This is a genomic window from Microbispora sp. NPDC049633 (assembly GCF_040675265.1).
GTDB lineage: Bacteria > Actinomycetota > Actinomycetes > Streptosporangiales > Streptosporangiaceae > Microbispora > Microbispora maris.
The window spans coordinates 1-26,289 of record NZ_JBFAOO010000105.1; the positions used below are offsets into that span (position 1 = coordinate 1).

General features: G+C 71.9%; 27 protein-coding genes and 1 tRNA gene. 11 read left to right on the plus strand and 17 right to left on the minus strand.

Annotation, left to right across the window (positions count from 1 at the left end; all coding sequences use genetic code 11):
- Positions 1–946, minus strand: a 946-nt coding sequence (locus tag AB0J39_RS24620; protein ID WP_363468578.1) for an MFS transporter, incomplete at its 3' end; no start/stop codon positions are given.
- A gap of 238 nt (positions 947–1,184) precedes the next feature.
- On the opposite strand from AB0J39_RS24620, the gene AB0J39_RS24625 reads away from it, so the two are divergent.
- Complete coding sequence (locus AB0J39_RS24625; protein WP_363468580.1) at positions 1,185–1,499, plus strand: YciI family protein; 315 nt, start codon at positions 1,185–1,187, stop codon at positions 1,497–1,499.
- On the plus strand, positions 1,496–2,740 hold the full coding sequence (locus AB0J39_RS24630; protein WP_363468582.1) for an RNA polymerase sigma factor: 1,245 nt from the start codon (positions 1,496–1,498) through the stop codon (positions 2,738–2,740). The genes AB0J39_RS24625 and AB0J39_RS24630 overlap by 4 nt, the downstream gene beginning before the upstream one ends.
- Before the next feature lie 85 nt (positions 2,741–2,825).
- On the opposite strand, the gene AB0J39_RS24635 is transcribed toward AB0J39_RS24630, so the two are convergent.
- The 3 genes from AB0J39_RS24635 to AB0J39_RS24645 are packed head-to-tail and all read right to left on the minus strand — an operon-like array spanning position 2,826 to position 5,061.
- Entirely contained in the window at positions 2,826–4,067 is a 1,242-nt protein-coding gene (locus AB0J39_RS24635) for a sigma-70 family RNA polymerase sigma factor (RefSeq protein ID WP_363468584.1), read from the minus strand.
- Positions 4,064–4,387, minus strand: a complete 324-nt coding sequence (locus AB0J39_RS24640; RefSeq protein WP_363468586.1) for a YciI family protein — start codon at positions 4,385–4,387, stop codon at positions 4,064–4,066. Before AB0J39_RS24640 ends, AB0J39_RS24635 begins: the two co-directional genes overlap by 4 nt.
- A gap of 50 nt (positions 4,388–4,437) precedes the next feature.
- Positions 4,438–5,061: a dihydrofolate reductase family protein gene (locus AB0J39_RS24645; RefSeq protein ID WP_363468588.1), complete on the minus strand. Its 624-nt coding sequence runs from the start codon at positions 5,059–5,061 to the stop codon at positions 4,438–4,440.
- A gap of 203 nt (positions 5,062–5,264) precedes the next feature.
- Here AB0J39_RS24645 and AB0J39_RS24650 point away from each other — a divergent pair, with 203 nt between their 5' ends.
- The gene (locus AB0J39_RS24650) at positions 5,265–5,639 is read left to right on the plus strand and encodes a DoxX family protein (protein WP_363468590.1); all 375 of its coding nucleotides are present in this window, start codon (positions 5,265–5,267) and stop codon (positions 5,637–5,639) included.
- Here the strand turns inward: AB0J39_RS24650 and AB0J39_RS24655 are convergent.
- The 4 genes from AB0J39_RS24655 to AB0J39_RS24670 form a co-directional block, all read right to left on the minus strand.
- Positions 5,627–6,466, minus strand: a complete 840-nt coding sequence (locus AB0J39_RS24655; protein WP_363468592.1) for a WecB/TagA/CpsF family glycosyltransferase — start codon at positions 6,464–6,466, stop codon at positions 5,627–5,629. The genes AB0J39_RS24650 and AB0J39_RS24655 overlap by 13 nt on opposite strands.
- An 8-nt stretch (positions 6,467–6,474) precedes the next feature.
- A complete protein-coding gene (locus AB0J39_RS24660; RefSeq protein ID WP_363468594.1) occupies positions 6,475–7,419 on the minus strand; it encodes a glycosyltransferase family 2 protein in 945 nt (314 codons plus the stop codon).
- A complete protein-coding gene (locus AB0J39_RS24665; protein WP_363468596.1) occupies positions 7,416–8,339 on the minus strand; it encodes a sulfotransferase in 924 nt (307 codons plus the stop codon). Before AB0J39_RS24665 ends, AB0J39_RS24660 begins: the two co-directional genes overlap by 4 nt.
- Before the next feature lie 184 nt (positions 8,340–8,523).
- Positions 8,524–9,213, minus strand: a complete 690-nt coding sequence (locus AB0J39_RS24670) for a transcriptional regulator (RefSeq protein WP_363468598.1) — start codon at positions 9,211–9,213, stop codon at positions 8,524–8,526.
- Between the two features lie 127 nt (positions 9,214–9,340).
- On the opposite strand from AB0J39_RS24670, the gene AB0J39_RS24675 reads away from it, so the two are divergent.
- Genes AB0J39_RS24675 through AB0J39_RS24690 form a run of 4 tightly spaced genes read left to right on the plus strand, consistent with a single transcriptional unit; the run spans position 9,341 to position 12,175 of the window.
- The gene (locus AB0J39_RS24675) at positions 9,341–9,877 is read left to right on the plus strand and encodes a DUF2231 domain-containing protein (protein WP_363468599.1); all 537 of its coding nucleotides are present in this window, start codon (positions 9,341–9,343) and stop codon (positions 9,875–9,877) included.
- A gap of 33 nt (positions 9,878–9,910) precedes the next feature.
- A complete protein-coding gene (locus AB0J39_RS24680) occupies positions 9,911–10,339 on the plus strand; it encodes a hypothetical protein (protein ID WP_363468601.1) in 429 nt (142 codons plus the stop codon).
- Between the two features lies 1 nt (position 10,340).
- Positions 10,341–10,940 carry a GTP cyclohydrolase I FolE gene (folE, locus tag AB0J39_RS24685; protein ID WP_363468603.1) on the plus strand — a complete coding sequence of 200 codons (600 nt, stop codon included), beginning with the start codon at positions 10,341–10,343 and terminating at the stop codon, positions 10,938–10,940.
- Between the two features lie 17 nt (positions 10,941–10,957).
- Entirely contained in the window at positions 10,958–12,175 is a 1,218-nt protein-coding gene (locus AB0J39_RS24690; RefSeq protein WP_363468605.1) for an FAD-dependent oxidoreductase, read from the plus strand.
- A 106-nt stretch (positions 12,176–12,281) separates the two neighbouring features.
- Here AB0J39_RS24690 and cysN read toward each other — a convergent pair whose 3' ends face one another.
- The 4 genes from cysN to AB0J39_RS24710 are packed head-to-tail and all read right to left on the minus strand — an operon-like array spanning position 12,282 to position 16,644.
- Positions 12,282–13,544: a sulfate adenylyltransferase subunit CysN gene (gene cysN, locus AB0J39_RS24695; RefSeq protein WP_363468607.1), complete on the minus strand. Its 1,263-nt coding sequence runs from the start codon at positions 13,542–13,544 to the stop codon at positions 12,282–12,284.
- Entirely contained in the window at positions 13,544–14,458 is a 915-nt protein-coding gene (gene cysD, locus AB0J39_RS24700; protein ID WP_363468609.1) for a sulfate adenylyltransferase subunit CysD, read from the minus strand. The genes cysN and cysD overlap by 1 nt, the downstream gene beginning before the upstream one ends.
- Positions 14,459–14,469: 11 nt before the next feature.
- A complete protein-coding gene (locus AB0J39_RS24705; protein ID WP_363468611.1) occupies positions 14,470–15,243 on the minus strand; it encodes a 3'(2'),5'-bisphosphate nucleotidase CysQ in 774 nt (257 codons plus the stop codon).
- Positions 15,244–15,246: 3 nt separating this feature from the next.
- Positions 15,247–16,644 carry a sugar transferase gene (locus AB0J39_RS24710; RefSeq protein WP_363468626.1) on the minus strand — a complete coding sequence of 466 codons (1,398 nt, stop codon included), beginning with the start codon at positions 16,642–16,644 and terminating at the stop codon, positions 15,247–15,249.
- Positions 16,645–16,785: 141 nt separating this feature from the next.
- Between AB0J39_RS24710 and AB0J39_RS24715 the strand changes: the two genes are divergently transcribed.
- Positions 16,786–17,406, plus strand: coding sequence for an exonuclease (locus AB0J39_RS24715; protein WP_363468613.1), 621 nt, complete (start codon positions 16,786–16,788; stop codon positions 17,404–17,406).
- Here AB0J39_RS24715 and pth read toward each other — a convergent pair.
- Together pth and AB0J39_RS24725 are read right to left on the minus strand one after the other, a co-directional pair.
- Positions 17,381–17,992, minus strand: a complete 612-nt coding sequence (gene pth, locus AB0J39_RS24720; RefSeq protein ID WP_363468615.1) for an aminoacyl-tRNA hydrolase — start codon at positions 17,990–17,992, stop codon at positions 17,381–17,383. The two genes, AB0J39_RS24715 and pth, sit on opposite strands and share 26 nt — an antisense overlap.
- Positions 17,993–18,071: 79 nt before the next feature.
- Positions 18,072–18,668 carry a 50S ribosomal protein L25/general stress protein Ctc gene (locus tag AB0J39_RS24725; protein WP_363468617.1) on the minus strand — a complete coding sequence of 199 codons (597 nt, stop codon included), beginning with the start codon at positions 18,666–18,668 and terminating at the stop codon, positions 18,072–18,074.
- A 323-nt stretch (positions 18,669–18,991) separates the two neighbouring features.
- Here AB0J39_RS24725 and trpS point away from each other — a divergent pair, with 323 nt between their 5' ends.
- The gene (gene trpS, locus AB0J39_RS24730) at positions 18,992–20,083 is read left to right on the plus strand and encodes a tryptophan--tRNA ligase (RefSeq protein WP_363468619.1); all 1,092 of its coding nucleotides are present in this window, start codon (positions 18,992–18,994) and stop codon (positions 20,081–20,083) included.
- A 53-nt stretch (positions 20,084–20,136) separates the two neighbouring features.
- Here trpS and AB0J39_RS24735 read toward each other — a convergent pair whose 3' ends face one another.
- From AB0J39_RS24735 to AB0J39_RS24745, 3 genes are all read right to left on the minus strand, one after another.
- Positions 20,137–21,114 (minus strand): ribose-phosphate diphosphokinase, encoded by a 978-nt coding sequence (locus tag AB0J39_RS24735; RefSeq protein WP_363468621.1) that lies wholly within the window; start codon positions 21,112–21,114, stop codon positions 20,137–20,139.
- Positions 21,115–21,373: 259 nt separating this feature from the next.
- The gene (glmU, locus tag AB0J39_RS24740; protein ID WP_363468622.1) at positions 21,374–22,843 is read right to left on the minus strand and encodes a bifunctional UDP-N-acetylglucosamine diphosphorylase/glucosamine-1-phosphate N-acetyltransferase GlmU; all 1,470 of its coding nucleotides are present in this window, start codon (positions 22,841–22,843) and stop codon (positions 21,374–21,376) included.
- 164 nt (positions 22,844–23,007) lie between these two features.
- A tRNA-Gln gene (locus AB0J39_RS24745) sits at positions 23,008–23,078 on the minus strand.
- A gap of 742 nt (positions 23,079–23,820) precedes the next feature.
- Here AB0J39_RS24745 and AB0J39_RS24750 point away from each other — a divergent pair.
- Both AB0J39_RS24750 and AB0J39_RS24755 read left to right on the plus strand, forming a co-directional pair.
- Positions 23,821–24,759: an acyl-CoA desaturase gene (locus AB0J39_RS24750; RefSeq protein ID WP_363468624.1), complete on the plus strand. Its 939-nt coding sequence runs from the start codon at positions 23,821–23,823 to the stop codon at positions 24,757–24,759.
- A 277-nt stretch (positions 24,760–25,036) separates the two neighbouring features.
- Complete coding sequence (locus AB0J39_RS24755) at positions 25,037–26,053, plus strand: TetR family transcriptional regulator (RefSeq protein WP_363468628.1); 1,017 nt, start codon at positions 25,037–25,039, stop codon at positions 26,051–26,053.
- The last annotated feature ends 236 nt before the right edge of the window (positions 26,054–26,289 follow it).

Consider the following 26,289-nt stretch of genomic DNA (forward strand, 5'->3'; position numbering starts at 1 on the left):
GGGCGAACCCGGCGACCGCGAGGACCGGCGTGGGGGCCACGACCGCCGCCGTCAGACCGATGGCCGCCAGCGCGGTCCCGCCCCGGACCAGGACGCGTGCCGGATATCTCGCGGACAGCCGGTCGCCCACGAGCCGTCCCGCCGTCTGGCAGGCGGTGAAGGCGACGAGACCCAGCGAGGCCACGCCCAGTGAGGCGCCCCGATCGTCGTGCAGGAGGACCCCGCTCCAGGTGATGACGGCTCCCTCACAGGCCAGCACCGCCGCGCCCATCGCGCCGAGGAGCAGGACGCGGCGCGTCCAGCCCGCCCGCCGTCCTCGCCGTCCTCGCCGTCCGGCCGCGTCGTCCGTACGCGCGGACGGGTGCTCCGCGGAGGGTTCCTCGGTGGGTCTCTCGGTGGGTCTCTCGGCCGGCAGCCATCTGCCCGCCACCAGGGCGACGGCCGTCACGACCGACCCCAGGATCAGGTAGTGCGTGGTGAGGGACATGCCCGCCTGCGCCGCGGCCCCGCCGGTGAGCGAACCGGCCACGGAGCCGATGCTCCATGCCGCGTGGCAGCCGTTCATGATGGGACGGTGCGCCGCCCGTTCGACCATCACCGCCTGCGCGTTCATTCCCGTGTCGAGCAGCCCGTTCGCGGCGCCGACGAGGAGCATGGCCGCGGCCAGGTGGACGTGCCCGCCGGCGAGGCCCACCCCGGCCAGGGCGAGGGGAAGGGCGACCGCGGCGATCCGCACGACCCAGGCGCTGCCTATCCGCGCCGCGAGTCGCCCGGCGACCCGCGTGGCGGCGAGCGCCGCCACGGCGAACAGGGCGTTCAGGAGGCCGAGCAGTCCCTCCGTCAGATCATGATCAATCTTCAAAGAGGGCGTACGGACCGCGAACGCGGCGATGAGGGCGCCGTTCAGGGCGAACACCGCCGTCACCGCCGCGCGTGCCCGTGGCACTGCTTCCCGGCCCCGGCCCTCTCCTCGTCCGTCTTGACCGACTGCCCCCTGGGCCATCTCGGACATGCGTCCCGCCTTCCCGTACGGCGCCTTCCGACGGGCGCCTCCCGGAAGGACGACGGCGCCCGGGCGATTTTTCGACATTCGGACGGGACCGGCTGTCGATTTCGCGACCCCACCGCGTCGTAGGGGAGAGTGGCCGCCCGGGGCGGCCACCGTGTCCCGGAGGAGGGAACCGATGAAGTACCTACTGTTGATCTGTGCCGAGGAGTCGGTCGAGGTCAGTCCCGAGCAGGCCGACCCCGAGCCGTGGGTCGAGGAGACCGAGCGCCGGGGGGTGCGCCTCGGCGGGCATCGCCTGTGTCCCGCCGGCGACGCCACGACGGTGCGCGCCGGACTGGTGACCCAGGGGCCGTTCGCCGAGACCAAGGAGCAGATCGCCGGATTCGACATCATCGAGTGCGCCGACCTCGACGAGGCCATCGAGATCGCCTCGAAGCATCCCGTGGCGTCGTTCGGCGCGATCGAGGTGAGGCCGTTCTGGCCGGAATGAGCGGCGCCGACGTCACCCGGGTCGTCGAGGAGGCGTTCCGCGAGGAGTGGGGCCGCGTCGTCGCCACGCTCATCCGGCTGACCGGCGACTGGGACCTGGCCGAGGAGTGCGCCCAGGACGCGTTCGCCCAGGCGCTCGCCCGCTGGCCCCGGGACGGCGTGCCGCGCCGTCCCGGGGCGTGGCTCACCACCGCGGCCCGCAACCGGGCGCTGGACCGGTTCCGCCGCGGCACCGCCGAGGCGGCGCGGCTGCGCGCGCTGGCGTCGGCGCCGACCGGTTCCGACCCGGTGCCCGCGGAGGAGGATCACGTGCCCGACGACCGGTTGCGCCTGATGTTCACCTGCTGTCACCCGGCCCTGCCGCTGGAGGCGCAGGTCGCCCTCACGCTCCGCACGCTCGCGGGGCTGACCACGGCAGAGATCGCCGCGGCGTTCATGGTGCCGGAGGCGACCATGGCGCAGCGGCTGGTCAGGGCCAAGCGCAAGATACGCAACGCGGGCATCCCCTACCGGGTGCCGCCCGCGCATCTGCTGGCCGAGCGGACGGCGGGTGTGCTCGGCGTGCTGTACGTCCTGTTCACCGAGGGCTACTCGGCCAGCGGCGGGCCGAGCCCCGCCCGGCCGGAACTGACGGCCGAGGCCGTCCGGCTGGCCCGGGTGCTCGCCGGGCTCATGCCGGGCGAACCCGAGGCGCAGGGGCTGCTCGCGCTCATGCTGCTGCAGGACTCACGGCGCGCCGCCCGGTTCGACGAGGCGGGCGACATCGTCACACTGGAACTCCAGGACCGCGCGAAGTGGGACCACGACGAGATCGAGGAGGGGCTGCGGCTCCTGGACGACGCGCTGGCGCGCCGCCGCCCCGGGCCGTACCAGGTGCAGGCGGCCATCGCCGCCTGTCACGCGACCGCCCTCGACCCGGACGACACCGACTGGCCGCAGATCGCCGGGCTGTACGGGGAGTTGGTACGGCTGGCGCCGTCTCCGGTGGTCGAGTTGAACCGGGCGGTGGCCGTGGCGATGGCCGACGGCCCCCTCGCCGGTCTGCGGCTGGTCGACGAGCTGCGGGCCGCCGGCGAACTGGCCGGGCACCACCTGCTCGCCGCCACCCGTGCGGACCTGCTGCGCCGGCTGGGCCGTACGGACGACGCGGCGCGAGCCTACGGGGAGGCCCTGGCGCTCGCGCCGACGGACGCGGAGCGCCGCTACCTCGCCCGCAGACTCGCCGAGACCGGTGGGACCTGACGGGCGGCGCGGTCATATGGCGGCCATGTCACGGGCGGACCCGCGGGACACCTTAGGGCCTCCGTGCGAGACGCGGCCGTGGGCGCTATCGCAGTTGGTCGCGGCGGCGGGTCAGGTAGGCGGTCTCGGCGGTGTTGCCGGCCAGGTCGATGGCTCTGTCGTAGGCCGCGCGCGACTCCCGGCCGCGGCCCAGCCGGCGCAGCAGGTCGGCGCGGGTGGCGTGGTAGGCGTGATAGCCGGCCAGCCTGGACTCGAGACGGTCGACGGCCGCCAGTGCCACCTCCGGGCCGTCGAGCTCGGCGACCGCGATGGCCCGGTTGAGGGCGACGATCGGCGAGCGGTCGAGGCGGACGAGCTGGTCGTAGAGGGCGAGGACCTGCGACCAGTCGGTGTCGCGCATGTCGCGGGCGGAGGTGTGCACGGCGTTGATCGCCGCGAGGAGCTGGTAGCGCCCCGGAGCCACCCCGGCGGCGGCAGCGGCCAGGCGCTCGCGCACCAGCCGGTGCCCCTCGGCGATCAGCGCCGCGTCCCAGGCCCCACGGTCCTGCTCGTTGAGAGCGACCAGTTCACCGCCGGCCGAGACGCGGGCGGGGCGGCGGGCCTCGGTCAGGAGCATCAGCGCCAGCAGCCCGGCCACCTCACCGTCCTGCGGCAGGAGCGCGCGGATCAGGCGAGTGAGCCGGATCGCCTCGGCGGTCAGCTCCCGCCGGACGGGATCGGTGCCGGGGCCGGTGGCCAGGTAGCCCTCGTTGAAGACGAGGTAGAGGACGGCGAGGACGCCGGAGACGCGCGCCGGGAGATCCTCCCCCGACGGCACCCTATAGGGGATGCGCGCCGCCTTGATCTTGGCCTTCGCGCGGGTGATCCGCTGTCCCATGGCGCTCTCGGCCACCAGGAAGGCGCGGGCGATCTCGGGCATGGTCAGGCCGGCGACCATGCGCAGCGTCAGCGCCACGCGGGTCTCCATCGCCAATGCCGGATGACAGCAGGTGAAGATCAGCCGGAGCCGGTCGTCGTCGATGGCGCCGACAGGCTCGGGCGGGTCATCGTCGTATGACATCTGAGCCTTCCTGTGCTTGTCGTCGCGTTTGTTCTCGCGCCGGATCCGGTCGATGGCCTGGCGGTTGGCGGTGGTGGTCAGCCAGGCGCCCGGGTTGGGGGGCACACCGTCGGCCGGCCACCGCTGAACGGCGGTCGCGAACGCCTCGGCGGCCGCCTCCTCGGCGACGTCGAGGTCACCGAAGCGCCTGGTCAGGGAGGCGACCACCCGGGCCCACTCCTCGTGGTGGGCCCGAGTGATCGCCTCGCGGACGTCGACCTCGTTCACAGGAACGGCCGCACCTCGATCTTCCGATCGCAGATCTTCGACGCCTCGGTGGCGAGCTTGAGCGCCACATCCAGATCGGGGGCCTCCCACACCCAGACGCCGGCGAGATACTCCTTCGACTCCACGAATGGCCCGTCGCTGAACACCGCCTCCTCGCCCCGGTTGTCGACGACCGTGGCCGCGTCGGTGTCGGCGAGTCCGCCCGCGAAAACCCAGTAGCCCCCGGCGATGAGTCGTTCGTTGAACGCGCTGATGGCAGGCTGCCTGTCCGTGCTGCCGGGATTGCTCTTGTCATCGATCACGGAAACCAGGTACCGCATCTGAAGATCGCCTCCTGTGGTGTCAAGACGTGGTTCGGTGGTCGGGGACGTCACGCCGTCGGCGCATACTGCGGGCGCCCGGCCGGCCGGTAGACCTGGATCGTCAGGCCCTTGGAGTCGACGCGCGACTCGACCAGGTCGAGCGCGAGATCCGGGCCGGCGTCGGGGAACAGCCGCGCGCCCTGGCCGACGACCACCGGGATGGTGATCAGAGTCATCTCGTCGACCAGATCGTTCTCCAGCAGCCACCGGGTCAGGATGCCACTGCCGTGCACCTGCAGCTCACCCCCCGGCTTGGCCTTCAGTTCCCGGACGGCGGCCGCGACGTCTCCGGACAGGACAGTCGTGTCCGACCACGCCGGATCCGTGAGCGTGGTCGACGCCACGTACTTGGGCCGTGTGTTCAGCGCTTCCACGACGCCCTCCCAGCCAGGGGCATCCCGCACCGTCATGGTCCCCCAATAGCCGGCGAACAGCTCGTAGGTCCGCCGGCCGAACAGGAACGCCTCGGCGCGCCGGTAGGTCTGGTCGATGAACGCGTGGGTCTCGTTGTCGCCCTTGCCCAGGGCCCATCCGCCGCGCTCGAATCCGTTCCTGCGATCCTCGTCCGACGCGCCGCCGTTTCCCTGCATCACCCCGTCGACGGTGACCTGAGTCATGGTCGTCAGCTTCATGGTCGCGGTTCCTTCACCTTGGCGCCGCCCCTCGTGGGCGGCCTCACCCCTGCTACGAACATCACCGACCCGATCCGACACCGCCTCCCGAATTTCTTCGAGGAATTTTTTCGGGACGCCGGGGCGTGACAGCGATCCGCGGCGACGGCCACGGATCGCCCATCCGCTACATTTCGCTCTGCCGCCGCAAGAACGGACTCCTCATGAACGTCGCCCTCTGGGCCATCGCCGGCCTGCTCACCCTCGCCTTCCTCGTCGCCGGGGTGATGAAACTCGCCCAGCCGAAGGACCGGCTGGCCGTCTCCGGCATGGCCTGGACCGAGGACTTCCCCGCGGGCGCGGTCAAGGGCCTCGGCGTTCTCGAGGTGCTGATCGCCTTCGGTCTCGTCCTGCCCGCCGTCACGGGCGTCGCCCCCGTGCTGACACCGCTCGCCGCGCTCGGCGTCACCCTGCTCATGGCCGGAGCGGTCGTCGTCCACGCCCGCCGCGCGGAGTCCCAGGTCATCGTCGTCAACGTGGTGCTCCTGGTGCTGGCCGCCGTGGTCGCCTGGGGCCGCTTCGGCCCTTACGTCCTTTGACCTCTGCTTCCCGGCCCCCTGCTCCGTGACCGGAAGGCCCTGCTCAGCAGGGCGCCCGACAGGAGGCGGAGGGCGAAGGGGAGGTCGTCGACGAGATAGCGGCGAGCGAGCCGCCGGGGCTCGCCGAGCAGGCGGAACAGCCATTCCAGGCCGTGGTCGCCCATCCATTCGGGCGCGCGGCGCACCGACCTGGCGGCGAACGCGATGGCCGCACCGCACCCCACGAACCAGGCGTCCGGCAGGTCGGCCCGGAGCGCCGCGACGAGCCGGTCCTGCCTGGGGAACCCGAGCCCGGCGAAGACCAGGGAGGGCCGCGCGGCGACGAGCCGCCCCCGCAGCTCCGCCATCGCCGCGGCACTGGTCTCGAACCCGTACGGCGGGGCGTGGACGCCCGCCACGACCAGGCCCGGGTGCCGCTCGCACAGCGCGTCGCGCGCCGCCCCGGCGACGCCGGGCGGACCCCCGATGAGGTAGACGGGCAGGCCGCGGGCCGCGGCGGCCCCGGTCAGCGACCAGATCAGGTCGGCTCCGGTCACCCGTTCCGGCAGCGGGTGACCGAGCAGCCGCGACGCCCAGACCAGCGGCATGCCGTCGGCCACGGCGAGTTCGGCCGCGTCGATCAGCGCGCGCAGCGAGGCGTCGCGGGCGGCGGCGCGGCAGATGTCGACGTTCGGCGTGACGACGTGGCCGCCCACACCGCGCTCCAGCGCGTCCATGACATGGGCGACCACCTGCGCCTCGGTGAGCGGGTCGAGCCGCACCGCCCCCACGCGGACCCTGCCGGCCCCGGCCACCACCGCGTCCACGGCCGCCGTGGGAGCCGGCACGTCGGTCATCAGATGCCGTGGCCGCGGCGATGGAGGGCGTGCAGCACGGCGCGCGGGCTGACCAGCCCTCCGGCGACCGCCAGCGCCACGGCCGCGCGCGGCTCGCCCGGCCGCGCGGAGAGGGCGCGCAGCGACCAGCGGGCGGCCTCGCGACGCCGGCCGAGGGCGGCGTGGCAGAAGGCGAGCTGCCCGTAGACGCGCGCGGCGCCCCGCGGCTCGGCGGCCAGCCCGGGATGCCGCGCGAGCATCCACTCCAGGCCCGCGATCCGGTCGGCCCACCGCCCCGCGTAGTGCGAGGAGCCCCAGCGCACCCGCACGAGCGGCCGGTCGACGTGGACGATCGGATGCCGCCAGGCGGCCCGCAGCGCGAGATCCCAGTCCTCGTTCTGACCACCCGGGGCGCTCTCGTCCACCCAGGCCCAGCCCCGGCGGAACAGGAACGTCGAGGAGTGCACCATCATCATGCGCGAGCGGGTGAGGTGCCGGTGGGTGACCCTGCCCGTGCCGGCCAGCCGCGGCACCCGGCGGTCGCCGTACTCGACCTCGACGGCGCAGCTCGCGAAGCCCGCGGCGGGCTCCTCCGCCAGGGCCGCGACCTGGGCGGCCAGCTTGCCGGGCAGCCAGAGGTCGTCGTCGTCGCAGAAGGCGACGAGATCCGTGCCGAGCATGGAGATCCCGGTGTTGCGCGCGCCCGGCAGGCCGCGAGTGCTCCGGTTGCCCAGCACGCGGACGCTCCGGACGGCTCCGGCGTCTCCCGGATCGGCCGCGGAGTCGGCCCCCGAGTCGGCCCCGGACACCTGCTGGGCGACGAGGAAGGCGGGGACGCCGTCGGCCACGACCACCACCTCGACCCGGCCGGCGTAGTCCTGGGCGAGCACCCCCGTCAGCGCGGCCAGGAGCGGGACGGGCCGGTCGCCGCGGGTGGGGATGACGACGCCGACCGACGGCCTCAACGCCTCACTCCCCTGCGGTAGGCGAGACCGTAACCGTAGAAGAGGAGAAGCGGGAGGGTGAGCGCGGTGACGAGCCACCGCTGGGGGCGCGGCAGGGGCGCCGGGCGGTTCCGTATCTCGACCGGGCCCACGGAGAAGCGCATCGGGTTGCCGGAGACGGTGTGCGCGACGCCGAGCAGCGCCTCGCGGTCGTCCAGGAAGGCGAGGCCGTCGTCGGGAAGGCCGAGCCGCGCGGCCAGGCGTGCCAGGGTCGCTCGGGGGTCGCGCACCAGGTCCTCGTGACGCACCCGTACGACCTGCACGCCCTTGCGGCGCAGCACTTCGAAGGCGAGATTCTGGGCCAGCCAGTGGACGGCGGTGCGCGCGGGCGTCCAGCGGGTCATCGGCCGCCCGTCCTCGGGTCTGCGCACCCTGCGCCGCCACGACGCGGCCACCGCGCGGGGGTCGCGCACCACCTGCACGACCCGCAGCTCCATGATCGCCGCCAGGCAGTACGCCAGGGAGGCGTGCTTGCTGGAGTCGACGACGACCCGGGCGTCGGCGATCTCGGCCGCCGCCGTGTAGATGCGGTAGTACGACCGGACGTACTCGGCCAGCTCGGCCTCACGGCTCGCGAGTCCGAGGGCGAGGACGGGCAGGCGGCGGGTCCGGTCGACGCGGGCGCGCAGGCCGGGCAGCCAGCCCGCCTGGCTCTGCCGCCACTGCCCGAACGCGCGGGTGCCCACCTTCGTCCAGAACGGGCACTGGGAGAACCGCTGCCCGCAGCCGCAGGGCTCGTCGGCGCGTACGCCGCGGTCCCACAGGTGGACGACCTCGCCGAGCGGCGCCACGCCGGGCACCTCGCCGAGGAGACGTTCGAGCAGGGTGCTGCCGCTGCGTCCCAGGCCGCCCACGAAGATCACTGGCTGTGTGTCGGCCACGTGTCCTCCATGGATGGATGCGAAACGTGACGACCCTAGCGCGGAGGGTGATCGGACGGCCGGCAATCACCAAAGGATCTACGAGCCCGCCGTCGGCGACGGAACGGGGTGGCGGCGACGGGCGAAACCGACGATCCCGCCGCGCGAGCCGTACGTGTTCTCACCGGGAAGCGGGAGAGCCGCCTCAGGAGGAGCGCAGTTCGACGCAGCACTCTCCCGGCCGCGGCACCAGGACGGCCCGCACCCTGGAGGCCTCCAGCCCGGCGAGCATGCCGTCGAGGAAGGCGTGGTTGACCCCGCAGACCAGTTCGGGAGCTCGCGCCGCCAGTGGATGGAACGGGCAGTTGCGCAGCCGCACGCAGGTGGGGGACTCGCGGCCGGGCTCGAAGCCGTGCCGGGCGAGCATGCCTTCGAGCAGGGTGAGGGCACGCTCCGCGCCGAGGCGGCCGGGCTTGGCCCGGGCGCGTTCCGCGGCGCCGATCTCTTCGCCGCGCCGGCCGGCGACCCGGACCGCCGCCTGGCGGGCGCTCTCCCCTTCGCTCTCCGCGAGGACGGCGTCCATGAGGATGTCGGCCAGCACCTCGTGCCGGCGCTCGGGGATCGTGACGCGGATGTCGGTCTCGGTGGGTTCGTAGACCTTCGGGGTGCGGCCGACCTTGCGGATGCCGCCGACGGCCTCATAGCGGGCGCGCAGCAGACCGGCGTCGACCAGTTTGTCCAGATGGAAGGCGGCCAGCTTGCGGGAGATCCCGACCGAGGCGGCGGCCTCGTCCCGGGTCACCGGGCGGCGCGCCCCGCGGATGTAGGCGTACATGCCCTGCCGCAGCGCGTCGTCCAGCGCGGCCACCGCACTGATCGCGGGATCCGTCGTCACCCTGCCACGATAACGCCTGCCTCCACGGTCGAAAACCATAGCCCCCTCGATGTACGCGAACACCTTGACCATCCGCTCGAATAAGACCAACATTCATTGGCGTAATACGTCACACGCGGAGGTCCTGATGACCGGTGGGCTGCACGAGGCGAAACGACCGGTGAGCGCGGTGCTGGCCGGGCCGTACGGCCATCCGTTCCACCCGATGCTGGTCGCCGTGCCCATCGGCGCATGGGTGGCGAGCATGGTCTTCGACCTGGTGTCCCGGTTCGCTCCCGATCCAGGGTTCCTGGCCGAGGGCTCGAAATGGCTGATCGCCCTCGGCGTGCTCGGCGCGCTGGCCGCGGCGATGGCCGGGTTCCTCGACCTGTTCGCCATCCCTGCGGGCACCCCGGCGTTCCGCACGGGTCTGCTCCACATGGGGCTGAACCTCGTGATCACCGCCGCGTACGCCGCCGGCTTCCTGTGGCGTCAGGCCGGCCCACCGGCGGGCACAGCGGCCGGCACGGCGGCGGGCGGCCCGGTCGCGCTCGGCCCGCTGCTGCTCTCGGCGGGCAGCCTGGCGCTGCTCGTGGTCTCCGGCTATCTGGGCGGCAAGCTCGCCTACCGCTACGGCGTACGGGTGGCCGACGAGGTCACCCAGGCCGACGGTTTCCGGCGCTGACCCTCATTCCATTCGACAGGAGGAGAACTCGTCATGGGTATCGCTGCACTGGTCACGTGGTTGCTCACCGCGGTGGGCGGCTTCGTGATGCTGGGCACCTGGATCGCCAGAGGCGGCCGGCGCACCAGTCGCTTCTCACCGGGGCTGATCTTCGGCCACTTCGCGCTGGCCGCCGCCGGGCTGGTGGTGTGGATCGTGCACCTGGTCGCCGGCAGCGCCGCCCTGGCGTGGGTCGCGCTGGTCCTGCTGGTCCCGGTCGCGCTGCTGGGCTTCGCGATGTTCGCCCGGTGGATCCCCGCCTACCGCGCCCGTACGGCGGTGGCCGGCGGGCCCGGCGCCACCGGCACGGCGGGACCGCCCGAGCGGCACTTCCCGGTCGTGATCGTGGCCGGGCACGGTCTGCTGGCGGTGGCCACCGTGGTGCTGGTGCTGCTGACCGCGCTCGGCGTGAGCGGCGGCTGAGATGCGCACCGGTAGTGCCCTGAGGGTGATCGCCGAGCCGCGCGACGGTGTGGACCTGGCCGCCGCCGAGCGCGCGGCCGGCCAGTTCCTGGAGGCGCTGGGCATCTCGACGGACTCCGAGAGCCTGCGGGAGACTCCGGCGCGGATGGCCAAGGCGTATGCCGAGCTGTTCACGCCACGCCCGTTCGACCTCACCACCTTCCCCAACGAGGAGGGCTACGACGAACTCGTGCTGGCCCGGGCGATTCCGATCCGCTCGGTCTGCGAACATCACCTGCTGCCCTTCGCCGGAGTCGCCCACGTCGGGTATCTCCCCGGCGACCGCATCCTCGGGCTGTCCAAGCTGGCCCGCGTCGTCGAGCACTTCGCCCGCCGGCCGCAGGTGCAGGAACGGCTCACGAAACAGGTGGCCGACTGGCTCGCCGACCGGTTGCGCCCCGCGGGGGTCGGCGTCGTGATCGAGGCCGAGCACACCTGCATGACCCTGCGGGGAGTACGCGCCGTCGGCTCGACCACCGTCACCTCGACGCTGCTGGGCATCCTGCGGGAGGACGCCCGATCCCGTCAGGAGTTCTTCGCCCTCACCGGCACCCGCACCTGAGCAAGGAGACCATCGCCGTGACACAGCAGAGGTTCGTGATCGTCGGAGCCGGCCTGGCCGGAGCCAAGGCCGCCGAGGCCCTGCGCGAGCAGGGGTTCGACGGGCGGATCACACTGATCGGCGCCGAGCCGCACCACCCATATGAGCGGCCCCCGCTGTCCAAGGGCTACCTGACGGGCACGAGCGACCGGGCCGGCGTCTTCGTCCACCAGGACGGCTGGTACGCCGACCACGACGTCGAGTTGCTGCTCGGCGTGGCCGCGACCGGCCTCGACCGCGGTGCTCACCGCGTCGGGCTGGCCGACGGCGGCGCGATCGAATACGACAAACTGCTGCTGGCCACCGGAGCCCGGCCGCGAAGGCCGCCGATCCCCGGCGCACAGGCGCCGCACGTGCGCTACCTGCGCCGGATCGAGGACTGCGAGTCGCTCAGGGACGTCCTCGGGAGCGTGTCCCGGCTGGCGGTGATCGGGGCCGGCTGGATCGGGCTGGAGGTCACCGCGGCCGCCCGGCAGGCCGGCGTCGCGGTCACGGTGCTGGAGGCGGCGCGTCTGCCGCTGCTGCGCGTGCTCGGGCCCGAGGCCGCCCAGGTCTTCGCCGGGCTGCACCGCGACCACGGCGTCGACCTCCGGCTGGGGGTCACCGTCAGCGAGATCACGCCCTCGGGCGTACGTCTGGGCGACGGCGACGAGATCGCCGCCGACGCCGTCCTCGTCGGCGTCGGCGCCGAACCCGAGGTGCGGCTCGCCCTGGACGCCGGGCTGCACGCGGACGACGGCGTCGTGGTGGACGCGGCCCTGCGGACCGGTGACCCGGACATCGTCGCCGCCGGGGACGTCGCCAATGCCTACCACCCGCTGCTGGGCAGGCACGTACGGGTCGAACACTGGGCCAACGCGCTCAAACAGCCGGCCGTCGCCGCCGCAACCATGCTGGGCCGGGACGCGGTCTACGAGGAACTGCCCTACTTCTACACCGACCAGTACGACCTCGGCATGGAGTACGTCGGCCACGTCGAGCCGGGCGGCTACGACCAGGTGGTCTTCCGGGGCGACGTCGCCGCCCGGAAGTTCATCGCGTTCTGGCTGAACGGCGGTCGCGTCCTGGCCGGCATGAACGTCAACGTCTGGGACGTCGTCGAGCCGATCAAGACGCTGATACGCACAGGCACGCCCGTCACGCCCCAGGCGCTGGCCGACCCCGACCGGCCACTGGAGACCCTCGCCACTTCGTAGCGCGGCATGGCCCGCGAGTGCCGCGCGGGCTCGCGGAGGCGAGGCGCCGGATCACCGTCGTGGTCCTCACCCCCGCGGGCCCTCCAGGGCTCTCGGCGAGCGCCGGTCAGCGCGCGTCGACGATCATCCCGGCGCCGACGGTGCCGTTGGTGGCCTCGTCGATCAGGATGAAGCCGCCGGTCATGCGGTTGCGGGCGTAGTCGTCCACGAACAGCGGCTGGGTCGTCCGCAGCGACACCCGCCCGATCTCGTTCAGGCCGAGGCTGTTGACCGACTCGTCCCGGTGCAGGGTGTTGACGTCGAGCCGGTAGTGCAGGTCGCGCACGAGGGCCCGGGCCGTACGGGTGGTGTGCTTGATGATCAGCTTGGAGCGGGGCTGGAGCTTCAGGCCGTCGGCCATCCAGCAGACCATGGCGTCGATCTCCTGGGCGGCCTGCGGCTGGTTGTTCGGCCGGCAGATCATGTCACCCCGGGAGATGTCGATGTCGTCACCCAGGCGCAGCGTGACCGACATCGGCGCGAACGCCTCCTCCACCGGCCCGTCGAACGTGTCGATCGCCGTGATCGTCGTGGTCAGGCCGGAGGGCAGGTGCAGCACCTCGTCGCCGGGCTTGAGCACGCCGCCCGCGACCTGCCCGGCGTAGCCCCGGTAGTCGTGCAGCTCCTGGTTGGTCGCGTTGTGCGGGCGGATGACGTACTGCACGGGGAAGCGCACGTCGACCAGGTTGCGGTCGGAGGCGATGTGCACGTTCTCCAGGTGGTGCAGCAGCGACGAGCCCTCGTACCACGGCATGTTCTCCGACCGGGACACGACGTTGTCGCCGTGCAGGGCCGAGATGGGGATGAACGTCAGGTCCGAGGCGTTGAGCTTGCTCGCGAACGAGGTGAACTCCTCGCGGATCTCCTCGAACCGGGCCTCGGAGTAGTCGACGAGGTCCATCTTGTTGACCGCGAGCACGAGGTGCGGCACCCGCAGCAGCGTGGTCAGGAAGGCGTGCCGCCGCGACTGCTCCAGCACGCCCTTGCGCGCGTCGATCAGGATGATCGCCAGGTCGGCGGTGGAGGCGCCGGTGACCATGTTCCGGGTGTACTGGATGTGCCCGGGGGTGTCGGCGATGATGAACTTCCGCTTGGGCGTGGCGAAGTAGCGGTAGGCCACGTCGATCGTGATGCCCTGCTCGCGCTCGGCCCGCAGGCCGTCGGTCAGCAGCGACAGGTCGGTGTACTCCGTGCCCCTGTCGCGGGAGGTGCGCTCCACCGCCTCGAGCTGGTCTTCGAAGATCGCCTTGGAGTCGAACAGCAGCCGCCCGATCAGCGTCGACTTGCCGTCGTCGACGCTGCCCGCCGTCGCGAAACGAAGGATGTCCATCAGAAGTAGCCTTCCTTCTTGCGATCTTCCATGGCGGCCTCGGAGGCCCGGTCGTCGGCGCGGGTGGCGCCGCGCTCGGTGATCCGGGTCACGGCGATCTCCTCGATGATCTGCTCCACCGTCGTGGCGGTGGAGGCGACGGCGCCGGTGCAGGTCATGTCGCCGACCGTGCGGTAGCGGACGACCGCGTCGAACGGCGGCTCGTCGTCGCCCCGCTGGACCACCTCGGCGTCGGCCAGCAGCATGCCGTCGCGCTCGAAGACCCGGCGCGAGTGGGCGAAGTAGATCGACGGGATCTCGATGCCCTCCCGCCGGATGTAGTGCCACACGTCCAGCTCGGTCCAGTTCGACAGCGGGAACACGCGGATGTGCTCACCCCTGCTGATCTTGGTGTTGTAGAGGTTCCACAGCTCGGGGCGCTGGTTCTTCGGGTCCCACTGGCCGAACTCGTCCCGGAAGGAGAACACCCGCTCCTTGGCCCGGGCCTTCTCCTCGTCGCGCCGGGCCCCGCCGAACACCGCGTCGAACTCGTGCTCCTCGATGGCGTCCAGCAGCGTCGTGGTCTGCAGCCGGTTGCGGGAGGCACGCCGCCCGGTCTGCTCGGTCACCCGCCCGGCGTCGATCGACGCCTGGACCGAGGCGACCACCAGCCGCGCGCCGAGCTCGGCGACCCGCCGGTCGCGGAACTCGATGACCTCGGGGAAGTTGTGGCCGGTGTCCACGTGCATCAGGGGGAAGGGGATCGGCGCCGGCCAGAAGGCCTTCTCGGCGACCCTCAGCATGACGATCGAGTCCTTGCCGCCGGAGAAGAGCAGACACGGGCGCTCGAACTCGGCCGCGACCTCGCGCATGATGTGGATCGCCTCGGCCTCGAGCACGTCGAGCTGCGACGTGGTGTAGTCACGCTGAAGCATGGGGACTTCCTTCACGGAGTCTGGCGATGCAGGTCACGGATTCCGGCGAGCAACGTTGGCGCCAGATCCGGTAGGGAGACCAGGATATCCGGCAACCAGGGGTCCCCCTGGTTGTAGGTCAGGGGTGAGCCGTCGATCCTGCTCGCGTGGGCTCCCGCCGCGACCGCCACCGCGACCGGCGCGGCCGAGTCCCACTCGTACTGCCCCCCGGCGTGCACGTACGCCTCGACCTCTCCGGTGAGGACCGCGGCGATCTTGGCACCGGCCGAGCCGATGGGGACGAGTTCCCCGCCGAGGCGGGCGGCCAGCTCACGGACGAACTCGGGCGGCCGGGTGCGGCTGACCGCGATGCGGAACGGCTCGCGCACCTTCTCCGGCAGCTCGGGCGGGGCCGCCGTCGTGAGCGTGCGCCCCTGGGCCGGCAGGGCGACCGCTCCGGCGGTGAGGGCGCCGCGTTCCCACAGGGCCACGTGGACGGCCCAGTCGGCGCGGCCCTGCTCGGAGAACTCACGGGTGCCGTCGAGAGGGTCGACGATCCAGACGCGCTCGGCCGACAGCCGCCGGGGGTCCATCCGCTCCTCGCGGGTCGCCTCCTCCGACAGCACGGCGTCGTCCGGCCGCAGCCGCGCCAGCGCCTCCATGAGGAATCGGTGCGAGGCCTGGTCACCCGCGTCCTTCAGCGCCCGGGCGTCCGCGAACCCGAGACGGGCGCGCAGCTCCACAAGCCGCTCCCCCGCCTCCGTCGCCAGCTCCCCGGCGAGGGAATGGTCGTCCCGTATCGTCATTCCTCAGTACGCTCCCGCTCCGCGCGCCACCGCAGACCACGTCTTCCATAAGATCTGCAGATCCAGCATGAGAGACCAGTTCTCGACATAACGTAGGTCCAACCGTACCGATTCCTCCCATGAGAGGTCAGACCGGCCGTTGACCTGCCAGAGCCCGGTCATTCCCGGACGCACCACCAGCCTCCTGCGTACGTCGTCGCCGTACCGCGCGACCTCCTCGGGCAGCGGCGGACGCGGTCCGACGAGCGACATGTCGCCCCGCAGCACGTTGATGAGCTGTGGCAGCTCGTCGATCGAGTAACGCCGCAGCGCGGCGCCGAGCGGGGTGACCCGCGGGTCCCTGCGCACCTTGAACAGCACGCCTTCGGCGTCGCTGACCAGCTCGACCTTGCGGGCCTCCGCGTCCCGCCGCATGGTGCGGAACTTCAGGATCGTGAACTCGGCGCCGTCCCTGCCGACCCGTCGCTGGCGGAACAGGGCGGGGCCCGGGCTGGTCGTCCGTACGGCCACGGCGACGACGGCCAGCAGCGGGGCCAGCACGACCAGCGCCGCCACGGCGACCAGCCGGTCGAACACGTCCTTGACCAGCCGGCGCCCGCCCGCCAGCTCGGGATGCTCCACGTGCAGCAGCGGGAGACCGGCGACGGGCCGGATCGCGGTCCGCGGGCCGGCGACCTCCATCAGCGCGGGCGCCACCACGAGGTCGGTGCGCGTGCGCTCCAGCCGCCAGGCCAGCCTGCGCAGCGCCGTGCCGTCCAGCTCGGGGCAGGCGAGCACCGCGACCGTGTCCGCCCGGACCTGCTCCACCACCAGCGGCACGTCGGTGAAGTCGCCCAGCACCGGCACGTCGCCGACCCCGCCGGTGGCATGGGCGGGCACGCACGCGGCCACCACCTCCATGCCGTGGTAGCGCTCCCTGCGGAAGGTGCCGACCAGTTCGGCGATCGCCGTCCGGTGCCCCACGGCCACCACCCTGCGCATGCCGCCCTGGCCCCTCGCCCGCCTGCGGTGCAGCCGCCGCCGCAGGCCGTACCGGGTGCCGAGGGTGAGCGCGGTGGCGAGCGGCAACGCGATCAGCACGTAGCCGCGGGCGATGTCGATCTTCGACGCGTACGCGATGATCGCGACGCCCGCGACCATGGTGAAGCCAGCCCGCGCGACCCGGCGGAACTCCTCCGCCCCCACGCCGATGAGGCGCGGCTCGTACGCCCGGTTGAGGACCAGGATCGCCGCCCAGACGGCGGGCAGCGCGGCGCTCGCCATGACATACGGCGTCACATACGGAGTAACCTCGCCGAACCGGATCACCACGGCGGTGACCCCCGCGAGAAGGGCGCCCACGATGTCGCAGACGGCGGCGGTGAGCCGATACCGGACGGCCCACGCGGGCGGCCGGGGCATCGGATGGGCGGGAGAATCGCGCGACGTGCCGACGGCGAGCGAGGACGTGTCGCCGTCCAGCACCATCGCCCCCCGTGATGATTCGGCCACCGTTAGTGATGGAATGCTAGCCGCCCGCCCCGGCGTCCCAGGGAGATTTCAGTGAAAGCCGAAACGTACATCTCGGTTGATGTCGAGGCGGACGGCCCGATTCCGGGGCCGTACTCGATGGTCAGCTTCGGCATGACCGTGGCCGGCCGGATGACCGGGCGGCGCTTCGAGCGGACCGACCCGGAGTCGCTGACGTTCTACGCGGAGTTACGGCCGATCAGCGACGACTACGTGGCGGAGGCGCTGGCGGTGAGCGGCCTCGACCGGGCGGCGCTGCTGCGCGAGGGACGCGACCCGGCCGAGGCGATGACGGCGGCGTCGGCCTGGGTGCGCGAGGTGTGCGACGGGGACCTGCCGGTGCTCGCGGCCTTCCCCCTGTCGTACGACTGGATGTGGATGTACTGGTACTTCCTCCGTTTCACCGGGGAGTCGCCCTTCGGCCACTCCCGGTGCATCGACATCAAGACGTTGTACGCCGCCAAGGCCGTGGTGCCGGTGGCCTGGGCGACCAAGCGCCAGATGCCGCGCGAGGTGCGAACGACGCGCCCGCACACCCACAACGCGCTCGACGACGCCATCGAGCAGGCGGAACTGCTGCAGAACCTCATGGAATGGCCGGGCTCGGCACACCGCGAGACCGGCGAGGTCAGCGGGGAGGCTTCGCCGGATTGAGGTCGGCGGCGTGGAAGCGGTTCTGCGTGGTCTCCAGACCGGCGGTCATGAGCGACTCCACCATGTCGGCCGCCCGGTCGACGAGGAACGGCAGGTCCTTGCGCTCGGCCGTGGCGAAGTCGCGCAGCACGAAGGTCGCCGGGTCCATCCGGCCCGGCGGACGGCCGATCCCGAACCGAATCCGCGGGTAGTCGCGCGTGCCGAGCGCCTTCGTGATCGACTTCAGGCCGTTGTGCCCGTTGTCGCCGCCGCCGACCTTCGCGCGCAGCGCGCCGTACGGGATGTCCAGCTCGTCGTGGACCACGATCACCCGCTCGGGGGTGACCTTGTAGAAGTCGGCCAGCGCCTTCACCGGGCCGCCGGACAGGTTCATGAACGACAGCGGCTTGGCCAGCACGACCGGGAGCGCGGCCAGGCGGCCCTCGACCACCTCGGCCCGCGACCTGTGCGCCTTGAACCGCCCACCCACCCGGGCCGCCAGCTCGTCGAGCACCATGAAGCCCGCGTTGTGCCGGTTCCCGGCGTACTCCGGCCCGGGGTTGCCCAGTCCCGCCACCAGCCACCGCTGCGCGGACGCGTCGGACATCGCTGTCTCCTCCGCTGTCTCCTCACATGGAAGAGTCCTCCACAGGACACCCTGTGGAGGACTCTCTCACGAACAGGTCCTACTCGGCGGCCTCGGCGCTCTCGCCCTCGGCGGCCTCGCCCTCCTCGGGCAGCTCGGCGACCGGGGCGCCGATCACCTGCAGCACCAGGGCCTCGGGGTCGCCGGCCAGCGTGGTGCCCTCCGGCAGGTTCAGGTCGCTCGCGTGCACCGCGAAGCCGGCGTCCTTGCCGTCCACGTCCACCTCGACGCCGGTCGGGATGTGGGTCGCCTCGGTCTCGACCGAGATCGTGACGAGCTGCTGCTCGACGATCGCGCTGCCGATCGGGTCACCGGTGACGGTGACCGGGATCTCGACGGTGACCGTCTCGCCGCGCTTGACCAGCAGCAGGTCGACGTGCTCCAGGAAGCCCTTGATCGGGTCGCGCTGGACGCCCTTGGGCAGCGCGATCTCGTCCACGCCCTCGCCCCGCAGGCGGATGAGCACGTTCGGCGTGCGCAGCGCGAGCAGCAGGTCGTGGCCGGGGAGGGTCAGGTGCTTGGGCTCGGTGCCGTGGCCGTAAAGGACAGCGGGGACCTTGTTCGCCCGGCGGATCTTGCGGGCGGCGCCCTTGCCGAACTCGTTGCGAAGCTCGGCGGCGATGAGTACTTCGGACACGGCACATCTCCTAGGGATGATTCGACCGACGGATTGGCGCGCTCCCCCTCACCCGCCCTAGCGGAAGGCGTTACGAGCGCAACCCTCACACCCTACCGTGTCTCCCGCGTCGCCCGGCTTCGCTCGGAGTCTGCCGCGGTCCCTTGGCGGCGGTTACACTGGCCGCGTGATTCGTATGTCGTGTCTGGGCTGGTGGCGCTCCGAATAGGAGCGGCCATCTCACACGCGTACGACCGGGCCGTTCGGATGGACGGCCCTTTTTCGTGCTCCCTGGACGAGGGTCGCCGTCGGGACGGCGGACCAGCCGCCAAGGGAGAGACCACATGAGCACGACCCTCGACATCACCGCGTCCGACGACCTCGGCGTGCCTGCCGCGCGACGCCGCAGCGCCGAACTGGAGAGATCGATCCGCGAGCGGCCCGGCCGGTTCCGGGCGCTGACCGGCGACCGCCCGACCGGAAGGCTGCACCTGGGGCACTACTTCGGCAGCCTGCACAATCGCGTCCGCCTGCAGAACCTGGGGGTGGACATGATGGTGCTCGTCGCGGACTACCAGGTCCTGACCGATCGCGACGTCGCCGACCGGCTCGCCGAGCACGTGGAGGACCTGGTGCTCGACTACCTGGCCGTGGGCCTCGACCCGGCCCGGGCGACGATCTTCACGCACAGCGCGATACCCGCGCTCAACCAGCTGCTCCTGCCGTTCCTCAGCCTGGTCTCGGTCGCGGAGCTGGGCCGCAACCCCACGGTGAAGGACGAGATCGCGCACTCGCGCCAGTCGGCGGTCAGCGGGCTGATGTTCACCTATCCGGTGCACCAGGCGGCCGACATCCTGTTCTGCAAGGCCGGGCTCGTCCCGGTCGGGCAGGACCAGCTGCCCCACCTGGAGGTGGCCCGCACCGTCGCGCGCCGTTTCAACAACCGCTACGGCACCCCGGGCGGCCTCGTGTTCCCCGAGCCCGAGGCGCTGCTGTCCGACGCCCCGCTGCTACTCGGCACCGACGGCGGCAAGATGAGCAAGAGCCGGGGCAACGCCATCGCCCTGGCCGCGACCGCCGACGAGACCGCCAGGCTGATCCGCGGCGCGAAGACCGACGCGGACCGTCACATCGCGTACGACCCCGTCGCCCGGCCCGAGGTCTCCAGCCTGGTCCTGCTGGCCGCGCTGTGCCTCGGCCGGGACCCGCACGAGGTGGCCGCGGAGATCGGGGGCAGGGGAGCCGCCGCGTTGAAGGCCACCGTCACCGACGCGGTCAACGGCTATTTCGCGCCCATCCGGTCGCGTCGCGCCGAGCTGGCGCGGGACCGCGCCCACATCCGCGGCGTGCTACGCGACGGCAACGAACGCGCCGCCGCCATCGCCGACGCCACCCTCGTGGAAGTGCGCACGGCGATGAACGCCCTCTACTACTGACTGCCGGCACCACCGGGCCCCCGGCCGACACGACCGGGGGCCCGGGGTGTGGCTCAGCTGTCGCCTTCGAAGAGGCTGGTGACGGAGCCGTCGGTGAAGACCTCGGTGATGGCCCGGGCGAGCAGCGGGGCGACCGACATGACCGTGAGGCTGTCGAACCTCTTCTCCTCCGGGATCGGCAGCGTGTTGGTCACGACCACCTCGGAGATGCGGGAGTTCTTGAGCCGGTCCACGGCGGGGTCGGAGAAGATGGCGTGCGTGGCGGCGACGATCACGTCGGTCGCGCCGTGCTCGTACAACGCGTCGGCCGCCTTGCAGATCGACCCGCCGGTGTCGATCATGTCGTCGATCAGCACGCAGGTCCTGCCGCGCACCTTGCCGACCACCTCGTGCACCTTCACCTGGTTGGCCACGTCGAGGTCGCGCCGCTTGTGGATGAACGCCACGGGCGTGCCGAGCGAGTCGGACCAGCGCTCGGCCAGCCGTACGCGGCCGGTGTCGGGAGAGACGATCGTGGTCGTCGCGGGGTCGAGCTTGGCGCGCAGGTAGTTGATCAGCACGGGCATGGCGAACAGGTGGTCCACCGGGCCGTCGAAGAAGCCCTGGATCTGCGAGGTGTGCAGGTCGATGGACATCAGCCGGTCGGCGCCCGCCTGCTTGAACAGGTCGGCCATCAGCCTGGCGGTGATCGGCTCGCGGCCGCGGCCCTTCTTGTCCTGGCGGCTGTAGCCGTAGAACGGCATGATCACGGTGACCCGCTTGGCGGAGGCCCGCTTGAGCGCGTCCACCATGATCAGCTGCTCCATGATCCACTCGTTGATCGGCGCGGTGTGGCTCTGCATCACGAAGGCGTCGCAGCCGCGCACCGACTCCAGATACCGCACGTAGATCTCGCCGTTCGCGAAGTCGCGCAGCGCGGTCGGCGTTATCTCGACGCCGAGGGCTCTCGCGACCTCCTCGGCCAGCTCGGGGTGGGACCGGCCGGAGAAGAACATCAGGTTCCGCTCGCCGGTCGTCTTCTTGCCGCTCATGCCGCGCTCCTCGCGTGTCGAGCCTGTTCGCCGTACCGGGCGTGGTGAGGCCGGGCCGGCCGTGGCGCCGTTCCCTCGCTTCGCCCGGGGCTCCCGAACCCCTTCGCCCGGTCGATGTGGTCGGTCACGGTGTCCTCCTGGCCTGGCCCTTCGGCGCTACGCGGTCGGACCGCGCCTCGTACGTGTGTTTCCTGTCCCCGTACGGCCCGCGGGGAGGCGGGCCGCAGGTGGTCCTCATCGCCGGCCTTGATCACCGGCACTAGTCATCGGCGGGGTCTCCGCCGTTCGCCGCGGCCGCGTCGCGGGCTTCGGTCGCCCGCAGGGCCGCCTCCGCGGACCGGGTGCCGGCGCGGCGGCGCGTCACCCAGCCCTCGATGTTGCGCTGTTTGCCACGGGCGACCGCCATCGCCCCGGGCGGCACGTCGGACGTGATCACCGATCCGGCGGCCGTGTAGGCGCCGTCCCCGATCGTGACCGGGGCGACGAGCATGTTGTCGCTGCCCACGCGCACGTGGTCGCCCACGACCGTGTGGTGCTTGGCGACGCCGTCGTAGTTCACGAAGACGCAGGCGGCGCCGATGTTGGAGCCGACCCCGATCGTCGCGTCGCCGACGTACGTCAGATGCGGGACCTTGGAGCCCTCGCCGATCCGCGCGTTCTTGGTCTCGACGAACGCGCCGATCTTGCCCGTGGAGCCCAGCACGGTGCCGGGGCGCAGGTAGGCGAAGGGGCCCACGGCCGCGCCGGGGCCGATCTCCGCGCCGTCGGAGACGGTGTTGCGCACGACGGCGTCCTCGCCGACGACCGTGTCGGTGAGCGTGGTGCCGGGCCCGACCTGTGCCCCCGCGCCGATCCGGGTGGCGCCCTTCAGCTGGGTGCCGGGATGGATCACGGCGTCGGGCTCGATCGTGACCCCGGCGTCGATCCACGTGCCGGCCGGGTCGACGACGGTCACCCCGGCGCGCATGTGCGCCTCAAGGATGCGGTCGTTGAGCACGCGCCGGACGAAGGCGAGCTGGACGCGGTCGTTGACGCCCTCGACCTCGGCGTGGTCGGCGGCCACGTGCGCGCCCACCCGGTGGCCGTCCTCGCGGAGGATGGCCAGCACGTCGGTCAGGTACTCCTCGCCCTGGGCGTTGGCGGCGCCGATCCGCTTGAGGCCGTCGGCCAGCAGCGCGCCGTCGAAGGCGTACACGCCCGAGTTCATCTCGGCGATCGCCCGCTGCTCGGGAGTGGCGTCCTTCTCTTCGACGATCTCCAGCACCGCGCCGTCCTCGTCGCGCACGATCCGGCCGTAACCGGTCGGGTCGGGGACGACGGCGGTCAGCACCGTGACGGCGTTGCCGTCGGCGGCGTGCCGTTCGAGCAGGGCCGCCAGGGTCTCGGTGCGCAGCAGCGGGGTGTCGCCGTACGTCACCAGGACGGTGCCGTCGATCGGGCCCTCGGCTTCGAGGGCGGTGCGCACGGCGTGGCCCGTGCCGTTCTGCTTGTCCTGGACGACCGTACGGGCGTCCGGCGCGCTCGCCCCCAGATGGGCGCCGACCCGCTCGCGAGCGTGGCCGATGACCACGATCAGCCGCTCGGGGCCGAGGCCGCGCGCGGCGGCGAGCATGTGGTCCACGAGTGACCGACCACAGACCTCGTGGAGGACCTTGGGGGTCTTCGATTTCATCCTGGTGCCCTCGCCGGCGGCGAGGACGATCACGGCTGCCGGGCGCGGCACACTCACGGACTGAGGCTCCCTCGGCGTCGCGGCTTACACGGGATCGGCTGCGGCTTCCACGCGTCCACTACCCAGGAACCGCACGGTCACCCGCTCGACAAGGTGAGCTTACCTGCCGTGCCCCAAGAGGGAACCAGCCCCCCTGGGGCGCGGACGGACGAATGAACAGGCTCCCGGGGGAGGATTCGAACCTCCGTTGACAGAACCAAAATCTGTAGTCTTGCCCCTAGACGACCCGGGAAGGGCACAACGTCCCGCTTTGCCGGATTCCGGCGGCTGCCCGAATCCGCACTCAGGATACAGAGCCGACCGTTCACTGAGCATCAGTCTTTCCCAGTGATTCGCTCCCACCCGGGCGCGCCCAATCACCTCACACGCCCGCACCGCCCGGCCCCGCGAGCCGGAGCGGGGGGGCGGGACGGGCCGGCGAGCCGGAGCGGGGGCGGGACGGGCCGGCGGACCGGCGAGCCGGAGCGGGGCGGCGGGACGGAGCGGGGGTGGAGGCGGGGCGGCGACCCGGGCCACGCCCCCCTGCCCCACCCGCGCCGCCCCCTCCGCGAACCCGCGAACCCGGGGAGCCGGGGAGCCGCCGGGGCAGGAGCTCACCGGAGCGCACCGCCGAGCCGTACCGCCTGGTGAACTCGGGCCGCTCGGCGCCCGCCTCGTCGCCGCGGTCCCGCCTCGGAGCACGGAATCGCGATGACCGCCGCTTCCCGCCATGTCTCTCGAAATACGGCGATTCCGGATGTTACCGAGACGGCATTGCGGGCAGGTCGCGGTGGACGCCGCGGCATCGACGGCGCGGCCGGAAGCAAGCACGAGGCATTACCAGATGGCCGACCGTTGGTGCAAGGCGTGGATTCGCCACCAGATGTGGCCCGGAGCGTCACCTTCCACACATTCGCTCTTAGGGATTCCTAACTTACGATGGCGTAGGTTACGGTTGCGTAGCCAGACAACTTTCCCATCTCGTGAGGTAGCCCATGACCGTCCTGACCGACCGCCCCTCCCCACAGCCGAAGCCGGACTTCGAACCCGAAGGCAAGAGCAAAGCCGATCTGGTCGTCTTCGCACTCGTTGTCGGCCTTCCGATCCTCGCGGTCATCATCGCGGTGCCGTTCGCCTGGGGATGGGGCCTCGGCTGGACGGACGTCGCGATCGCCGGCGTCTTCTACATCGTGTCCGGCCTGGGGGTCACGGTCGGGTTCCACCGCTACTTCACGCACGGCTCGTTCAAGGCCAACCGGCCTCTGAAGATCGCGCTCGGGATCGCCGGCAGCCTCTCGCTGGAGATGTCGGTGCTGGACTGGGTCGCCGCCCACCGCAAGCACCACAAGTTCTCCGACAAGGAGGGCGACCCGCACTCGCCGTGGCGGTTCGGGCCCGGCTTCAAGTCGATGTGCAAGGGCCTGCTCTACGCGCACGTGGGCTGGCTGTTCGAGGTCGAGCGCGTCAACCGCGCCAAGTACGCCCCGGACCTGCTGAAGGACCCGGACATCATGAAGCTGCACCGGTGGTTCCCCACGCTGGCGATCACCTCCCTGCTGCTCCCGCCGGCCCTCGGCGGTCTGATCACCTGGTCCTGGCAGGGCGCGCTGACCGCGTTCTTCTGGGGCACGCTGATGCGGATCGGGCTGCTGCACCACGTCACCTGGTCGATCAACTCCATCTGCCACGTGTTCGGCGAGGAGGTGTTCGAGTCGCGTGACAAGTCCCGCAACGTCTGGTGGCTGGCCATCCCCTCGTTCGGCGAGTCGTGGCACAACCTGCACCACTCCGACCCCACCTGCGCCCGGCACGGTGCGCTCAAGGGCCAGATCGACCTCAGCGCGGGTCTCATCCGCTGGTTCGAGAAGGCCGGATGGGCCCACGACGTGCGCTGGCCGACTCCCGAGCGGCTGGCGGCGAAGCGCATTGCCTGACGACTCCGTCAGTGCTGACGGCAGGGCCGCTCTCCGGAACACGGCGGCCCTGACCCTCGCACCGACGTCCCCCCCATCGGCGCCTCCTCTGCCGGCGGCGCCCTCCGTATCAACGGCCCCGGCCGGCCCCCTCACTCGTACGGCCTCCGTCTCCGCGGTGGCCGTACCGGCGCTTCCGGCCACTCCTGCCGTGGACACTCCCGCCGGGACGAGTCCCGCGGGGACGACTGAGACCGCGACCGTCCCGAGACGGGTCCGGACCGCCCGACCCGCCATGATGGAACCCGTGAGCGAGTCCTCTCGATCCCGCAGACGCATGACCGGCGCGGAACGGCGCGAGCAGCTGATCCAGGTCGGCCGTGCCCTGTTCGCGGACAAGGGCTTCGACGGCACCTCGGTCGAGGAGATCGCGGCCAGCGCCAAGGTGTCCAAGCCCGTGGTGTACGAGCACTTCGGCGGCAAGGAAGGCATCTACGCCGTCGTCATCGACCGGGAGATGCAGCGCCTGCTCAGCCTGGTCACCCAGGCCCTGTCGGCCTCGCACGCCCGCATCAAGCTTGAGCGTGCCGCGCTCGCTCTTCTCCAGTACATCGAGGAGAGCAGCGAGGGCTTCCGCATCCTGGTCCGCGACTCCCACGCCGCGTCGGGGACGGGCACCTTCGCCAGCCTGATCAGCGACATCGCCAGCCAGGTGGAGGACGTGCTGGCGGACGAGTTCAAGGAGCGGGGCTACGACCCCAAACTCGCGCCGATGTACGCCCAGATGCTCGTCGGGATGACCGCTCTCACCGGCCAGTGGTGGCTCGACGTGCGCAAACCGCGCCGCGAGGAGGTCGCGGCGCATCTGGTGAACCTGTCGTGGAACGGCTTGACGGGCCTGGACGCCAATCCGGTGCTCACCGGCGCGACGCGTGGCCTGATCCTGTCCCCTCCGGTGGACACCCGTACGGCGAGGCCCGCCGATCGCGACTCGAAGGAGCAGGACAAGCTCCGCCGCGAGCAGGAGAAGGCGCGCGAGCGCGAGCAGCGCGAACGCGCCAAGCAGCTCGAACGCCAGCAGCGCGAGCTGGAGAAGGCCAAGGAGCGCGAGCAGCGCGAACGCGCCAAGGAGCTCGAGCGGCAGATGAAGGAGCAGGACAAACTCCGCCGCGAGCAGGAGAAGGCGCAGGAGCGCGAGCAGCGCGAACGCGCGAAGGAACTCGAACGCCGCCAGCGCGAGCGGGCCAGGGAGCTGGAACGCCTGCAGCGCGAGCGGGCCAAGGGACTCGACCGGCAGCAGCACGGAGAGGTCTGACCACCCGCCGCGCGGGACGACCTCCGTACGGCAGGCGCCGCGGATGCACCGCGCCGGCATGCCGGCTCACGACGGCTCGGCGCAAGCAAGCACTGCGGCGGCACGGTGGCAGGGTCGCACGCCGGCTCACGACGGCTCGGCGCAAGCAAGCACTGCGGCGGCACGGTGGCAGGGTCGCACGCCGGCTCACGACGGCTCGGCGCAAGCAAGCACCGCGGTGGCGCGGTGGCGTGGTG

Coding starts and splice junctions, on each gene's coding strand:
- AB0J39_RS24625 (WP_363468580.1), top strand. CDS start 1,185: ATGAAGTACCTACTGTTGATCTGTGCCGAGGAGTCGGTCGAGGTCAGT.
- AB0J39_RS24630 (WP_363468582.1), top strand. CDS start 1,496: ATGAGCGGCGCCGACGTCACCCGGGTCGTCGAGGAGGCGTTCCGCGAG.
- AB0J39_RS24640 (WP_363468586.1), bottom strand. CDS start 4,387: ATGCGGTACCTGGTTTCCGTGATCGATGACAAGAGCAATCCCGGCAGC.
- AB0J39_RS24645 (WP_363468588.1), bottom strand. CDS start 5,061: ATGAAGCTGACGACCATGACTCAGGTCACCGTCGACGGGGTGATGCAG.
- AB0J39_RS24650 (WP_363468590.1), top strand. CDS start 5,265: ATGAACGTCGCCCTCTGGGCCATCGCCGGCCTGCTCACCCTCGCCTTC.
- AB0J39_RS24675 (WP_363468599.1), top strand. CDS start 9,341: ATGACCGGTGGGCTGCACGAGGCGAAACGACCGGTGAGCGCGGTGCTG.
- AB0J39_RS24680 (WP_363468601.1), top strand. CDS start 9,911: ATGGGTATCGCTGCACTGGTCACGTGGTTGCTCACCGCGGTGGGCGGC.
- folE (WP_363468603.1), top strand. CDS start 10,341: ATGCGCACCGGTAGTGCCCTGAGGGTGATCGCCGAGCCGCGCGACGGT.
- cysN (WP_363468607.1), bottom strand. CDS start 13,544: ATGGACATCCTTCGTTTCGCGACGGCGGGCAGCGTCGACGACGGCAAG.
- cysD (WP_363468609.1), bottom strand. CDS start 14,458: ATGCTTCAGCGTGACTACACCACGTCGCAGCTCGACGTGCTCGAGGCC.
- AB0J39_RS24705 (WP_363468611.1), bottom strand. CDS start 15,243: ATGACGATACGGGACGACCATTCCCTCGCCGGGGAGCTGGCGACGGAG.
- AB0J39_RS24710 (WP_363468626.1), bottom strand. CDS start 16,644: ATGCCCCGGCCGCCCGCGTGGGCCGTCCGGTATCGGCTCACCGCCGCC.
- pth (WP_363468615.1), bottom strand. CDS start 17,992: ATGTCCGACGCGTCCGCGCAGCGGTGGCTGGTGGCGGGACTGGGCAAC.
- trpS (WP_363468619.1), top strand. CDS start 18,992: ATGAGCACGACCCTCGACATCACCGCGTCCGACGACCTCGGCGTGCCT.
- AB0J39_RS24735 (WP_363468621.1), bottom strand. CDS start 21,114: ATGAGCGGCAAGAAGACGACCGGCGAGCGGAACCTGATGTTCTTCTCC.
- AB0J39_RS24750 (WP_363468624.1), top strand. CDS start 23,821: ATGACCGTCCTGACCGACCGCCCCTCCCCACAGCCGAAGCCGGACTTC.
- AB0J39_RS24755 (WP_363468628.1), top strand. CDS start 25,037: ATGGAACCCGTGAGCGAGTCCTCTCGATCCCGCAGACGCATGACCGGC.